The 14328-nt window shown below is 61.2% G+C and carries 11 protein-coding genes; 6 read left to right on the forward strand and 5 right to left on the reverse strand.

Annotated elements, in window-relative coordinates:
* Positions 1-6: 6 nt before the first annotated feature.
* Positions 7-333 carry a PASTA domain-containing protein gene (locus tag RND64_RS00450; RefSeq protein WP_235434356.1) on the reverse strand — a complete coding sequence of 109 codons (327 nt, stop codon included), beginning with the start codon at positions 331-333 and terminating at the stop codon, positions 7-9.
* 249 nt (positions 334-582) lie between these two features.
* Complete coding sequence (locus tag RND64_RS00455) at positions 583-1095, reverse strand: MarR family winged helix-turn-helix transcriptional regulator (protein ID WP_152930074.1); 513 nt, start codon at positions 1093-1095, stop codon at positions 583-585.
* A gap of 114 nt (positions 1096-1209) precedes the next feature.
* On the opposite strand from RND64_RS00455, the gene RND64_RS00460 reads away from it, so the two are divergent.
* Both RND64_RS00460 and RND64_RS00465 read left to right on the forward strand, forming a co-directional pair.
* Positions 1210-2151 (forward strand): NADP-dependent oxidoreductase, encoded by a 942-nt coding sequence (locus RND64_RS00460; protein WP_049699431.1) that lies wholly within the window; start codon positions 1210-1212, stop codon positions 2149-2151.
* A 133-nt stretch (positions 2152-2284) separates the two neighbouring features.
* Positions 2285-2680, forward strand: a complete 396-nt coding sequence (locus RND64_RS00465) for an excalibur calcium-binding domain-containing protein (RefSeq protein ID WP_083444377.1) — start codon at positions 2285-2287, stop codon at positions 2678-2680.
* 30 nt (positions 2681-2710) lie between these two features.
* On the opposite strand, the gene RND64_RS00470 is transcribed toward RND64_RS00465, so the two are convergent.
* Complete coding sequence (locus RND64_RS00470) at positions 2711-4333, reverse strand: long-chain fatty acid--CoA ligase (RefSeq protein WP_049699127.1); 1623 nt, start codon at positions 4331-4333, stop codon at positions 2711-2713.
* Positions 4334-4560: 227 nt separating this feature from the next.
* Positions 4561-7635 (reverse strand): DUF3427 domain-containing protein, encoded by a 3075-nt coding sequence (locus RND64_RS00475; RefSeq protein WP_049699126.1) that lies wholly within the window; start codon positions 7633-7635, stop codon positions 4561-4563.
* A gap of 198 nt (positions 7636-7833) precedes the next feature.
* Between RND64_RS00475 and RND64_RS00480 the strand changes: the two genes are divergently transcribed.
* Together RND64_RS00480 and RND64_RS00485 are read left to right on the forward strand one after the other, a co-directional pair.
* On the forward strand, positions 7834-9669 hold the full coding sequence (locus tag RND64_RS00480; RefSeq protein WP_049699429.1) for a DUF2075 domain-containing protein: 1836 nt from the start codon (positions 7834-7836) through the stop codon (positions 9667-9669).
* 14 nt (positions 9670-9683) lie between these two features.
* Positions 9684-11183, forward strand: a complete 1500-nt coding sequence (locus tag RND64_RS00485; RefSeq protein ID WP_290727225.1) for a P-loop ATPase, Sll1717 family — start codon at positions 9684-9686, stop codon at positions 11181-11183.
* A gap of 70 nt (positions 11184-11253) precedes the next feature.
* Here RND64_RS00485 and RND64_RS00490 read toward each other — a convergent pair whose 3' ends face one another.
* Positions 11254-12516 (reverse strand): vWA domain-containing protein, encoded by a 1263-nt coding sequence (locus tag RND64_RS00490; RefSeq protein WP_049699124.1) that lies wholly within the window; start codon positions 12514-12516, stop codon positions 11254-11256.
* A gap of 96 nt (positions 12517-12612) precedes the next feature.
* Here RND64_RS00490 and RND64_RS00495 point away from each other — a divergent pair, with 96 nt between their 5' ends.
* Both RND64_RS00495 and RND64_RS00500 read left to right on the forward strand, forming a co-directional pair.
* On the forward strand, positions 12613-13323 hold the full coding sequence (locus tag RND64_RS00495) for an NUDIX hydrolase (protein ID WP_049699123.1): 711 nt from the start codon (positions 12613-12615) through the stop codon (positions 13321-13323).
* A gap of 259 nt (positions 13324-13582) precedes the next feature.
* Complete coding sequence (locus RND64_RS00500; RefSeq protein ID WP_049699122.1) at positions 13583-14074, forward strand: hypothetical protein; 492 nt, start codon at positions 13583-13585, stop codon at positions 14072-14074.
* Positions 14075-14328: the final 254 nt, after the last annotated feature.

Below are 14328 nucleotides of genomic sequence, written 5' to 3' on the forward strand. Positions count from 1 at the left end.
CTGTGGTCAGCAGGGGCTGGGTTCACCGATCTTGACCGCGGACAACACGGCCTCTCCCTCTGTGACAGGCGCGCCCGCGGATGGAGTCTGCGCGACGACGATCCAATTGCTGTCGACCACCTGCCTGCGTCCCTGGCCCGTCGCGTCCTTGCTGCGTGAGTAGAAGACGCCGGCTTCCTGGATGGTGTTCTGTGCTTCCTGGAGGTTCATGCAGACGACGTTCGGCATGGCAGCTGCCTTGGGTTCGGTGGTCGCCGGTGCCGCGGCAGGAGCTTTCGGAGTTGTTGTTGCCGTTGTTGTTTCGGTGACCTCGGCGGGTTGCGACGTGGTCACTTCTGCCGTCGTGGTGGTAGTGGTCGTCGTTGTTGGTTCCGAGCTCGAACCACTGCATGCGGTAAGGCCGAGTACTCCAGCGGCCACGAGTGCGCAGAGCGCGAGATGACCCTGTGTGCGAACGTGCTTCATCAGTCCTCCGACGGATAGTGTGTGACGACCCCCGACGTCAGATACTGGTAAACGTACGCATGCCTACCGACGCTATGTCCGATTCCGGATCGATTGGTCCGATCGGGGGACACAGACTCACTCCTCTGCGCCCGCGCCCTTCTTCCGACGCCGCGGAGCCGCTGAGCGAGGTGGGACCTGCCGCATGTGGTCGCGTGTGCGGGTAAGGATGTCGGCCAGCGACTCGATATCGGCGCGCGAGAGAGGTGCGAGCAGCATGTCGTTGAGGATCGCGATGTGGCCGGGGAAGACCTTCGCGAGAACGGCGCGGCCGTCGTCGGTGAGCGACACGTCAATGCTGCGCTCGTCGTCGGTCGACGGTGTGCGGGTCACGAGGCCGCGCTTCTCCAAGACCTGCGCCTGGTAGGTCATGCCGCTGCGGCTGTAGACGACGCCGTCGGCGAGATCGGTCATTCGTCGGCTGCCGGTCGGTGAATCACCCAGCGTCGCGAGTAACTGGAACTGGATGTAGCTGAGGCCTCCGACGTCTCGAAGCTGTTGTTCCACCGCATGTTTCAACAGGCTGGTGCTTTCGATGAGCCCGAAGTAGGCGGCGAGTTCGGTCGGGTCGATCCCGGGCTGCGGTGGCACCTCTCGAATCTATCATCTTGCTTCTAACTCGAAGCACTTGCTTTGAATTCGAAGTAAGTATACCGTCGTCGTCAGGTGCTTCAAATTCGAAGCACCACCGACGAGGAGGACATCATGAAGGCTGTACGGTTTCACGAAACGGGTGGTCCCGAGGTTCTGTGCTACGAAGACGTCGAGACTCCGACGGCAGGTCCGGGTGCAGTGCGAATCCGGGTCGCGGGCTCGGCGTTCAACCCCGCGGATGGCGGTCTGCGCGGCGGATTCCTCCCGATCCCGATCACGCTCCCGCACACCCCGGGTTACGACGTCTCGGGCACGGTCGACGAGGTGGGCGAGGGTGTCACCAGCCTGAACGTCGGCGACAGCGTCGTCGGATTCATTCCAATGGACGCCGACGGAGCCGACGCCGAATACGTTGTGGCGCCTGCTGATTCACTCGTGGCAGCGCCGACGACGATTCCGCTCACCGACGCTGCTGGCCTACCGTCCGTGGCGCTCACCGCGTATCAGGCGTTGTTCGAAGCGGGGGAACTCAAGCCGGGCCAGCGGGTGCTGATCAACGGGGCCGGTGGTTCGGTCGGTGGATACGCCGTACAACTCGCCAAGCGTGCGGGCGCGCATGTCATCGCGACGGTGAGTCCGCGTAGCGCAGAGGCAGTGACGCGTGCCGGCGCCGACGAGATCGTCGACTACACAACCACTTCCATCCTCGACGTGGTGACCGAACCGGTCGACGTTCTGCTGAACGTCGGGCCGATCACGGAGGAGGGCTTCAAGGCGCTCGTGCCCCTGGTTCGCGACGGGGGCGTCGTGGTGTCGACGACGCCGATGGTCCCGACTCCCGGCGACGACGAGCGCGGCGTGCGTGCAGTCACCATCTTCCTCCACCCCGACGCCGCTGTGCTCACCGAACTGGTGGGCCTTGTCGACAGTGGGGATCTGAAAGTCGAAATCGCGCAGCGGGTTCCGCTACCTGAGTTGATCAAGGTGCACGAAGAGGCCGAGGCGGGCCGGCTGCGGGGTAAGGTCGTCGTGGTTCCGTTTGGTGAGGACTGAGCGCCGCGCTTCTGCAGTCGACATCAGCCAGTGCGTCAGCAAGATTCGTCTGTTCGGCCGACGCTGGGACCGCCGACGATGTACTCGGCGTCCAGTACTGTCACTCATCGATATTCGAGAGATTGGGTGAGAGATGAACAAGAAGTACTCGGCCATCGCCGGGCTGGTTGCCGGAGGCGTCGCGGCCGGGCTGGTGGGATTTGCCCCGGTTGCGTCGGCGGCTCCGTCGCCCACGCCGGTGGCGTACTACAAGAATTGTCAGGCGGCCCGTGACGCGGGCGTCGCACCGATCTACCGCGGCCAGGATGGATACCGCTCGGCACTTGATCGCGATGACGACGGCGTCGCGTGTGAGACCGGATCGCGACCAGCGCCGAAGCCGGCCCCGCAGGCGCAGCCCGCTCCGCAAGCGCTGCCAGCTCCGCAAGCTCAGCCGAAACCTCAGGCCAAGCCCCAACCCAAGCCGAAGAAGGCTCCGAAGTCGAAGCCGAATCGTGGGGGTTGGGGCTCGGTCGAGTTCTTCTCGTAGCTCGCCCCCCGCGCGGAGGGCTCGCTTCACCTACAACCGGGTGACGTCGAGTCCTCCGTCGTGGAACGTCGAGCGCAGGCGCTTCTTGTCGAACTTGCCGACGCTGGTCTTGGGAACCTCGGGAATGATGGTCCAGTTCTCCGGGAGCTGCCACTTTGCGACCTTGTCGGACAAGAACTCTCGCAACGTTTCCGGCGTCGAATCGGAACCGTCACGCAGCACGACGGCGACGAGGGGCCGCTCGTCCCACTTGGGATCGGGCACGCCGATGACGGCGGCTTCGAGGACGTCGGGGTGTCCCATGACGGCGTTTTCGAGGTCGACCGAGGAGATCCATTCGCCGCCCGACTTGATGATGTCCTTGGTTCGGTCGGTGAGTGTGAGGTAGCCGTCGGGGGTGATCGAGCCGACGTCGCCGGTGCGCAGCCAGCCGTCGTCGAACTTGTCGGCGGCGTCGACGCCGTAGTAGGCGCCGGTGATCCACGGTCCGCGGACCTCGAGTTCGCCGACGGTCTTGCCGTCGTGGGGGAGTGTTTCGCCGTTGTCGCCGATGAGTCGCGCTTCCACCGACGCCGGGAAACGACCCTGCGTGTAGCGGTAGTGCCAACGCTCGTCGCCCTCAGTGCCGGCGGGTGGTCGGGCGACGGAACCGAGAGGCGAGGTCTCGGTCATGCCCCACGCGTGCAGCACGGTGATGCCGTGGTCTTTCTCGAAGACATGCATCAACGACGGCGGCACAGCCGATCCGCCGATGAGCACGTCCTTCATGGACGAGATGTCCTGCGGATGCTGCTCCAGGTACTGGTGCAGTCCCAGCCAGATGGTCGGGACCGCGGCCGCGAAGGTGGGCTGCTCGGCGGCGAGGAGCGCGGCGAGCGGCTCGGGCTGCAGGAAGCGGTCGGGCATGATGAGCGACGCCCCGATCATGAATGCCGCATACGGCAGACCCCACGACATCGCGTGGAACTGCGGTACGACGGCGAGCGCGCGGTCGCCTTGCTTGAGCGCAGGACCATCGGTCATGCACACCTGCATGGAGTGCAGGTAGATCGAACGATGGCTGTAGGCAACACCTTTCGGGTCACCGGTGGTGCCGGAGGTGTAACACATCGCGGCGGCAGAACGCTCGTCGACCTCGGGCCAGTCGAAGTCGACGGACTTCTCGGCGATCAGCGCTTCGTACGCATGAACCTGCACGCTGTCGGGAGCGTCGACGCCGTCGGTGGACTCGCCCGTCACGATGACGTGCTTGACGGTGGTCAGCTGAGGCAATTGCGGGTTGAGCAGCGGCAGCAGTGAGGGGTCGACGATGATGACCTGATCCTCGGCGTGGTTGGCCACGTGGATGAGCTGCTCGGGGAAGAGTCGGATGTTGAGTGTGTGCAGCACCGCACCCATCGCGGGCACGGCGAGGTAGGCCTCGAGGTGCTCGGCGTTGTTCCACATGAACGTCGCGACGCGCTGGTCACCGTCGACGCCGAGCCCGCGCAGTGCGTGCGCTAACTGTGCGCAGCGTCGTCCGACCTCGGCATATGTTCGACGCCGCGCGCCGTCTCCGGTCCAGGTCACTACCTCGGCGTCGCCGTGGACCGTGCTGCCGTGGCGCAGGATCTGCGCGATCTGCAGCGGGGCGTCTTGCATGGTGCTCTGCATGGGTGCTCCTGTGTCTCACGTGCCGGGCTGTGGCGCCCGCGGGGTCAGGGCGCCGTCGTGACGCCGGTCACGGTGTCGATTATGCAGGGTCGGGCGTGCGTGGCTGCGGGGTGTGTCCGATTTTGTCGCGGGAGGATCGGCCGGAGTTCGCTGCCCCGGGTGTGGCGACATTCCTGTCGGCTTACTGAGATACAACGCAGTAGAGACGAGCAGCAAGCTCTGTCGACCTAACTCGCCACCACCGACCCGCTCTCAAAGACGTCGATGGGCATCGGGCGGCGAAGCTTCCACGTGATTGCGATCGGACGTTCGCCTTGATGGCTGACGTAGTCGACCGGGCCGAGGAAGATGAATGGCGCAGCGCCGAAGTCGCCTTGGGGACGGTCACGGACGAACAACAGGATCTCGCGGCCGTTGGCCGGCTGCTCAACGAATCGCTGACCCACATCCGATTCAATGGCTGTGTTATTTGGCGACTCCCAATGGAATTCGGTGCGCGACACAGGGTAGTCGCGGTACATCGTCGTCGGACTGAACTCTCGTTCGTCCTTGTGCAGGTTAACGAACAGCGCTCCGGTGTTGTTGTTCCACGTGACGCCACCAGCCTGACCGCGCGCCTTGCGCTTAATGCTCGCAAAACCGATGGCTGCAAGCACCTCTTCGCGCCGGTACTGCGCGTGGGTCAGAAGTGGCACGTCGGACTCGCCATCGATGGCACGGGGAACGTGATGAATGCCGGCTGTCGACACGTCGAGTACTTGTCTAATCTCTAAGCACACAGCAGGATGGTGCCGTAAAAATGCCAATCCCGCGTCGTAGCTCGAGAACCCGCCGTGGTCTGGCCAGAGTGTCATGAAGAGCATGCGCGCGAAAGTTTGTTCGCGAGGTGTGAGCGTCTCGTAGCGCGGACCGTCCGACACAATCAGACGCCTGTAGCTGGCGGCTCGCTCCAAATCGTCGACGTGCGCCAGCGCGCGAACGCGTCGCAGCAGCGGTTCCTCGTCTGGCCCCGTAGCAGGGATCGATAGCCCTGCCTGGCGGAGAAGCGGTGTCCACGCGCGGGTGCCGCTGCCAGAGTAGATGTCAGAAAGTTCACCTCCGGTCGCGTGTAGGTAGTCGCCGAGGACTGGCGCGCGCACTTGTCGCACCGATTCGACGAGCGCACGCCGACGGTTCTTGGGTAGCGAGTGCTTAACGGAGTCGAGGATGATTTCCTGGGATTGCTGATCGAGAATTAGTCGGCTGGCGCCGGGTAGGTAGGGAAACTCGTCACTGATCTCGTCGACTAGCCGCTGCCCGCGGGCGCCTGTGAGCGACGTGAAGCGTGGCCCGAAGTTGAACTCTGCACGTTGGTGGCCGATGAAGTCGACCACGGTGAGGACAGACTTGCCATTGCTACGGCGCAGTCCGCGTCCCAACTGCTGGAGGAACACTGTGGCGCTCTGCGTTGGCCGCAACATCAGCAATGTGTCGACATCAGGAATGTCGAGCCCTTCATTGAAGATGTCAACCGCGAATAGACAGGTGACTTCACCGCGTCGGAGCTGACGGAAGGCGTCGGCGCGTTCAGGACCGCTGGTATTCGCGGACACCGCAATTGAAGGGAGCCCCTGCCGCGTGAACTCGCGTGCCATGTACTCGGCGTGCGAGATCGACACACAGAAGCCGAGTGCGCGCATGCGCGTGGGTGATGTCACGTAGTCACGAACTGCGTTCAGGATGAGCCGCGTCCGAGCATCATTTCCGGTGTAGACGTTTTCGAGCTCATGTTGGTTGTAGTCGCCACGCGACCAAGTGACACCGCGCAGATCGGTGTTGTCGGCGACACCGAAATAGTGGAAGGGGCACAGCAAATCTTGCTCCAACGCGTCCCACAGGCGCAGCTCATAAGTGGCACGATCACCGAACCAGTGCAGAATGTCGAGCGAGTCGCTTCGTTCAGGGGTTGCTGTCAGGGCGAGCAGTTCTCGAGGTTCTATGCGAGAGAGCAGGTTTGTATACGTGGACGCGGCGGCGTGATGAAACTCGTCGATTACCACGACATCGAAATCCTCGAGACGGACGGGCTCACCGCCTCTACCACTCAAGGATTGGATGCTTGCGAATACCTGTCGCCAGTGGGTAGGGCGACGACCGTCGACAAAGAGCTCACCGAAACTACCGTCGCCAAGCACCTCTCGATACTTACGCAGAGACTGCTCCAGGATCTCTTTGCGGTGGGCTACAAACAGCAGACTCAGATCTGCGCCCATTTCGTCGCGGAGTCGGCGGTAATCCAGCGCAGCAACGACTGTCTTACCGGTACCTGTGGCAGCGACCACGAGGTTGCGGTGCTGGCCATGGACTACGCGGGCCACATCGAGCGCCTCGAGGATGCGTTCCTGGTGCGGATAGGGTTGCACGTCAAGGCCGGACACGGTAATCGTTTCGCGGCCAGATCCCGACCCACCTGCCTCGGCGAGGGCAGCGTCGAGTCGGTCCGCGTCCTCAGCGGGGTCGTAGCGCTTAAAGCCCCGGTCGTTCCAGTAGGTGTCAAACGTGGCCTCGAACTTGCGGGTTAGCGCCGGTGTGGTGACGCTCGATAAACGCACGTTCCACTCCAGGCCGTCGACAAGCGCAGACCGTGACAAGTTGGAGCTGCCGACATATCCAGTGTCGAATCCAGAATTGCGCCGAAATAGCCAGGCTTTTGCGTGTAGTCGGGTAGATGCCGTCTCATAGCGAATCCGAACGTCGGCACCATATTTTGTGACTAGATCGTCGACGGCTCTGCGTTCGGTGGCGCCGCGGTAAGTCGTTGTGATGACTCGCAACTGAACGCCCCGCTCACTCAGCGCTCTCAACTCGCGTCCGATCACCGCAATGCCCGCGAAGCGGATGAACGCGCAAAGGAGATCCACCTGGTCTGCGCTTGTCAGCTCGCGTGCGATCTCACTGGCCATATTCGGCTCGCCCCGGGTGTTGGTCAGGAGGGCGACGTCGGAGAGTGGTGTCGCTGGTCTGACTGGTGCAGGCCTACCCGGGAGATGTAACGACCCAAGCACCTCATTGCGCGCGACGCTATCAACATCACTATCGGCCAGCCGGCTGATGATTGCATTCGCGGCATCTCGACGCTCGGACTTGTCGACGGACCGTAGATGGCGCTCGACGACGGAAGCGATATGCCGCGCATACACGTGCGGTTCGTCGTCCTCGGTGAGGTGCTCAAACTCGGCGTCGAGCTCTGACGAAGCGAGTTGCTGTTGAAGTCTCGCGGTGAGCACCGACTCGTAGATACCTGGAACCAGCGGATCGATCATCACAGGAGTAGATCACAGCGGTCCGACGAGAACTCGAAACCGTTGCGCGTTGAACCGGCACGATGTCGGAGTGAACCGATAGTCTGCGATACGTCATCCGCCACGGCCCGACAGACGCGTCACTAAGACAAGGCTCCAACCCGGGCGGGAAGTCCTTCGTGTCTTCCTGGAGCCGCAGTGTCGCTGTATCGGGGTTCGGTGTCTGGTGTACGCAGCCAGATCGCCGCAGACAAGCTCGTACCCGCCTTGACTGAACAGTTCGTCTACGAATTCGGGTATCACCCGTCGAAGGCCGAGGTGCGCTCGTGGGAGCGCAGTCTTGGTGTGCTCGTAGCCGATCTCGAAGACGCTGGTCTCGACGCGGCGGAGGTGCTCATCGAGTATCGCCTCCCGTTGACTAGCAAGCGTGCCGACGTCATCGTCTGCGGGCGTCACCCGAAGACTGGCGAATCGTCTTACGTCGTCGTCGAACTCAAGCAGTGGACGAAAGCGTCGATGGTCGCTGGAACAGACGACGTCGTCAACCTGGATGGCGTGGGGGAGCGCCTGCACCCGGTGGACCAGGTCGAGAAGTACTGCACGCACATCGCTGACTTCATGGCGACTTTGAATGGCAGTACGCAACAGTTGGCCGGCGTCGCTTATCTGCACAACGCGACCGATGACGATATCCGGACGCTGTGGAATCGACCCCAATCGACGACTGGCCGGATGTTTACCTCCCAGCGCAGAGGGGAATTCGTTGACTTTCTTCGCTCTCGCCTGGCCGAGGCATCTGGTGCTGAAGCTGCCGACCAACTCTTGAACTCAGCGGTCCGACCGAGTAAGCAGCTGATGTCACTCGCGGCTGAAGAAGTCCAGCACCGAGAGCAGTTCGTCCTTCTCGACGAACAGCAGGTTGCCTATTCGCAGGTTCTCCGAGCAGTGCAGGATGCAGCACGCTCGAACACAAAGCGCGTGGTCGCGATCGTTGGTGGTCCCGGATCTGGAAAATCAGTGATCGCGCTCAGCCTCCTAGGGGAGCTGTACCGACAGGGCCGTACTGCAGTGCACGCCACCGGATCGTCGGCATTTACGAAGACTCTGCGCAAGGTCGCGGGTGCACGATCGCCGAGGGTGCAGAAACTATTCACGTACTACAACAATTTTATCAACTCCGAACCGAACGACTTAGAAGTCTTGATCTGCGACGAGGCGCATCGCATTCGCGAAACGTCGACCAATCGGTTTACGCGAGCGATCAATCGGACCGGGAGGCCCCAGGTTGAGGAGTTGATCGACGCGGCTCGAACCCCGGTGTTTCTGCTGGACGAGCACCAGGTGGTCAAGCCGAGCGAGCGCGGCAGCGTCGAGGAGATCAAGCAGGCCGCTCGGAAGCTGGGCTCTGAGTTCGAACTGATCGAACTTGACGGCCAGTTCCGATGCGGGGGCAGCAGCGCCTACGACCACTGGGTCCGAAGGCTTCTCGAGCTCGAACCCGGCGGACCGATCGAGTGGGAGGGTGACGAAACCTTCGAAGTGAGCGTCGACGAGGCGCCGTCTGTGGTCGAGGACAAGCTCCAGCAGATGCTCGGTGAAGGCTACTCCGCGCGCATCGTTGCAGGCTATTGCTGGCGATGGAGCAACCCCGAGACCGGCCAGCCCTTGGCGACCGACATCGTCATCGGCGACTGGAAACGACCATGGAACAACCCAAAGTCGACGCGTCACGGTGATGCGCCCGGCCGTGAACTGTGGGCGACTGACCCGGCTGGCTTCCGTCAGATCGGATGCGTTTACACCGCTCAAGGATTTGAGTACGACTACGGCGCTGTCATTTTCGGTCCCGACCTGGTGTGGCGCAACGACCGCTGGGTCGCGCGGCCGGAGTACAACTTCGACAACCAGGTCAAGAAGGCCGACCATGCCTCGTTCGATCGTGCGATTCGGAACACCTACAAGGTGCTGCTGACGCGCGGCATGCGGGGGATGCGGATCTACTCGACGGACCCGGAAACGCAAGAACTGTTGCGAGCTTTGATGGGTAGCAAGTGAACGACGATGGCTCCGTGGGGGGAGCAGATTCTTTCGACTCCGAAGGGGCTGGACTCGAGGCTGTCGATAATGTTGGTGGTCTCGAGGCTGAATTCGATGAACTGCTGGAGGACTGCTTTGAAACTCACCCAGCATACTTGGAAGTTTTAGATATGCGGGGTTTCCTTGTGCTTGGAAGAAAAGGCACAGGGAAGACTGCGATGTGCAAGCAGTTGACCTCAGGGCGTGACCCCGAGATCTTAGCAAAGAGTTTTACTCTGCAAGACTATCCTTGGCGTCACGACAATCTCCAGGATGGCCTGAAGATCCCGGAGAACATGCGGTATACTTCCGCATGGAAGTACTTTCTGCTGCTGCGGGCAGCGGAACTAGTCGTCGAGAATGAAAGCTGCCGGCGATGGGATGCGCTTTCGAGTGGATCCATCAAAAGCCTGAAAGAGTTCATAGCTGATGCATATGGCTCAAAAAAGCCAAAATTCTCCAAGCTGTTCAATAGTGGCCGTAAAGCATGGAAAGCAAAAGGCGTTAACGCTGGGCCAAATATGTTGCACCTAGCGGGAGAACGTGAGGAAGTCTATATTCCTCCTCATATACAGGAAGTAAACAGGTTGATCGAAGGGCAAGTCCTGTCAAGTATGGATCCCGATATTCAGTACCTCCTGTGCTTTGACCAACTTGACGAGGGCTTCTCTGTTGCAGACCCTAGGTACATGGCCATGCTGGCGGGCTTAATACGAGCGTCGCGAGAGCTTTTCGCAGCATCCAAACAAGCTGGACTGAAGTTCAGTCCGGTAATATTCCTACGAGATGATATATACGATTCTCTCACCTTCGATCGAAAGAACCAAATCACAGAAAATTCTTCCATACGTCTACGTTGGAACTCGCTGCCGCCGAACGATGGGAACAATCTAAAAGAACTGGTAGAGCGTCGTTTCACTAGCGTACTGAACGCGGACGCCCAAGATGTTCTATGGGAAGATATCTTTGACTCCGGGGAATTGCAAGACGATGAATCCAGCCCCTCTTCGGTATTCAATGAGATATGTGAAAGCACTCTCATGCGTCCTCGAGACGTAATAAAGTTCCTCAACGACATGCTGGCTCACCTGCGGACTCAAGATCACATGCACGGGACTTACTTCGATAATGATTGCCTCGATTCCGCGAGGGAAAGTTACTCTCGGTACTTACTGGAGGAGACTAAGGACGAAATTGCCGGCGATCGTTCCATTCCCAATCAAATTTGGAGAGTCCTAGAGGATGTTGGTAGTGAACAGTTCGGCTTCGACCGATTCGAAGAGGTATATCTGGGCTACTGGAGCTCAGGTGACAGCGGCCCGATCGATGTGCTTGAGAATCTCTTCGAGCATTCTGTTCTAGGGTTCCTAGAAAATATCAACGGGCAACTGTCTGCGGTGTGGCGACATTCTGAACCGGATGCCAAATTCAAGCGGAGCGCAACGACTTTCCGGGTCCATCGGGGATTTCGCGAGTCGCTGGGGTTGTGCTAGAAAGTAGTATCCGATTCGTATTGGCGGAGCGACGTATTGGGTTTGAGGTATGTCGCTTCAAATTTCTCACTTACCGTCGACCACGCTTCCGGTTGCTCAGGTGGTACGAGTCCCGTGTCCGCTTCGAGACGTACCCGGCGCTGCCTGTGGCCGCGACAGATCCCAACTCCTCGATCATCTGCAGTTCGTCGTCGATCGCCGAGCGCTCAGGTGCAGAAGCGAGCAGCGCAGATGAGATCAAGCTCTGCCTCGAGGCATCGAGGAACGCACTTCCAGCATCCAGGTCGCCGCGCTCGTATGCCTCGGACGCCCGGAGCTTCGCTGCCTGGCCCTCCTGATACAGCTTCTCCGACTGTACGGTCGGGTTCGGTACGCGGCCAGCAGTCTCGTCGCCGGGCACCACGTTCACCGTCACCGGGAGCGTCACCGTGTGCTCGGTCAGCGTTGCCGACTCGACGTACCGCAGCTCGAGTTCGGCGATCTGCGCGACCCCCAACCCCGACACTCCGTCAACGGCCAACTTGAGCAACAGCTTTCGTTTCTCAGACCCGTACAGGTCGCCAAGTTCGATCGACACTTCGCCGTCGGCGACTTGGTGTGCGGGAAGGTCGTTGTACAGACTCAGCTGCACTTCCGGAACGAACCGCACCGTCAGTGTCACGGCCTGCACCGCCTTGGACAGCAGACCCTCCACCTCGCCGGAGATCGCAGATCCGGCGGCGTCGGGATTCTCGGCGAACACGTGATTCCCGTTGCCGGAGCGCGCGATTGCCGACAGCAGCGTCTCGTCGTATCCGGCGCCGTAGCCGAGCGTCGAGGTAACGATCCCGTCGGATGCAGCCTTCGACGTCAGCGAGGCGAACTCGTCGACCTCGCAGATCCCACTGTTGACGTGCCCGTCGCTGACGACAAGCACCGTGCCGCCGCGAATCTTGGATGCTTTGGCGGCGCGGCGCAGTTCCTGTAGGCCGCGCAGGTATCCCGAGGACAGATCGGTCATCCCGCCAGCGAAGATCGCGTCGACGAGTTGAGTGGCCTGCTGTTTGTCGGACAGTGGGCCGGCGGGCACGGCGACTTCAGCTTGGTCGTCGAACGTGACGACGCCGAAGACATCCTGCGGGTCGAGCCGTGCGATCACGTCCGCCAGCGCCTTCTTCGCGCCATCGAGGGGGGCGCCGTTCATCGATCCACTGCGATCCAGAACGATCTGCAGCGCGGACCGCGGGCGGTCGACGACTGGCGCGTCAGGAGCCTCGAGTTCGATGAGAACGGAAACCTCGTCGGCGGACTCATGCGCGACGACGTCGACATCGAGGGCGGTGGAGAACTTCATGATCTGCTCCTGATTCCCGCCCGGATGAACAACCAAGGCGACTTTGCGCGGAAGTGCGATTAGTAGTTTGCGCGAAACTTCGAATAGTGTCAAGGGGTGGCTACCGGCTCCGACTCGCGCCTCGCGGACCACCCGCGCCCGAACGTCGCCGTCGACATCGCGGTCCTGACCGTCGTCGACGGACAGTTACACGTTGTGGTGCAACGAGATTCAGACTCCGGGCAGTTATCGCTACCTGGCCGTTTTATCCGAGAGCGACGCACCGTCGACCAGACTGTGCGTGAGGTCCTTGAACTCAAGCTGGGGCTTTCACCCGATCACGTCCGACCGCACCTGCTCGCGGTCTTCAGTGATCCTGACCGAGATCCCCGCGGGTGGACGATCTCGATCGCACATGCCGTCGCGCTTGCTGCTTCAGCGCTGACGGACGTCGTCGGAGAGCTTGCTCCGCTCGACGCCGATGGGCATCTCGCGTCGGGGGAGCGGTTGCTCTACGACCATGACGAGATCATTGCATCTGCCACTGACAATCTGCGCGAGCGATATGAGGACCGCCCCGACCCCGACAGCCTGCTTCCCGAGCCGTACACGTTGTCGGACCTGCGCGAACTGCACGAGGCGATCCTTGGTCGACGCCTCATGCGTGACTCGTTCAATCGCCGCGTGCAGCCGTTGTTGGAACCCAAGGTCGACGGCCTGGGCGTTCCGGAAACGCGTGTCGGCGGTGGACGGCCAGCGAGGTTGTTTATGAAGAGTGCGCCGCCATCAGCGACGTTCGGATGGAAGCTGCCGAGTAAGGACGAGTGACGCAGCGAATACCCTTCTGCTTGCTTCGTGGAGAGCCTCAGCAGCCAACGGGTCCGCTCAGAACTCGCCCAAGACCCGAAGGTTCGACGCCGAGCGGCGTCCGCACTCCATTCGGGTTGAGGCCTGACAAGGTGTACTTCGAAAGCCCGCACTAGATCCGTGTCCTCTGTTCGTTTGCCGCTCCGCGCTTTCTTCCCCGCAATAGATGTCGGCGGCGCAGAATAGCCGCTAGCGAAAGACGAACAAAGGAGGGTGGATCATGTCGGGTGGCGGCAACGAGTCAGAAACAGGCGGCAAAATTCCTTCAGGAGAGCAGCAATCCGCTGCGTCGAAGTCTGACAAGTATGAGGGTTTCAATCCATTCACCGATTCGCGATTCAGGTTCGGGCTGTGGGCCGTCGGGTTCGCAATGGCAGGAATCGTCGGAATTGTGGTTGCGGCAGGAATTCTGTTCAACGACACCTCGGGTGTCGCTGTCGTGGGTTCTGCAGCGGGGGTTGCGGGCGCGGCTGTTGCAGCCTATTTCGGCCTATCGGCGACGGCAGAGGCATCAAAGGCCGTGGGCGCTGCGACTGCTACGGCCATGCAAGCGAACTCGGACAGTCAAGCAGCGACAAACGCGGTGAAAAACGCAGCCGGCAAAGCTGATGCGGCGGCCCAAGCAGCCGAAGGGGCGTCTGCCGCCGCTGTTCGCGCGGCTGACGCGGCGGACGAACTCGCTAAGTTGATGGCTGGTCGCAGCGAGACATGACAGGTGGTCAACGGCGGGCGGTTGGGCGATTCTTCGATAATCAGAATCCCGACAGAAGCGAGTTGTCTCTACTTCTGTCTGAACTGGGCCATGACGCAGAAGGGCTTCTGCCCACTGAATGATTCGGCCTACACACGTAGTGAATTCGCGTGTTCGAGCGACACGGCGCTGGCCGTCCCGGCTGCACTGTCTCGCCACTGAGCGATTCAGCCGCATTCACACGAACCGGACCTCGCTGCCCTACGCTCGAAAGG

Origin of the sequence: Gordonia sp. w5E2, assembly GCF_036540975.1 — a bacterium.
Classification (GTDB): Bacteria; Actinomycetota; Actinomycetes; order Mycobacteriales; family Mycobacteriaceae; genus Gordonia; species Gordonia jacobaea.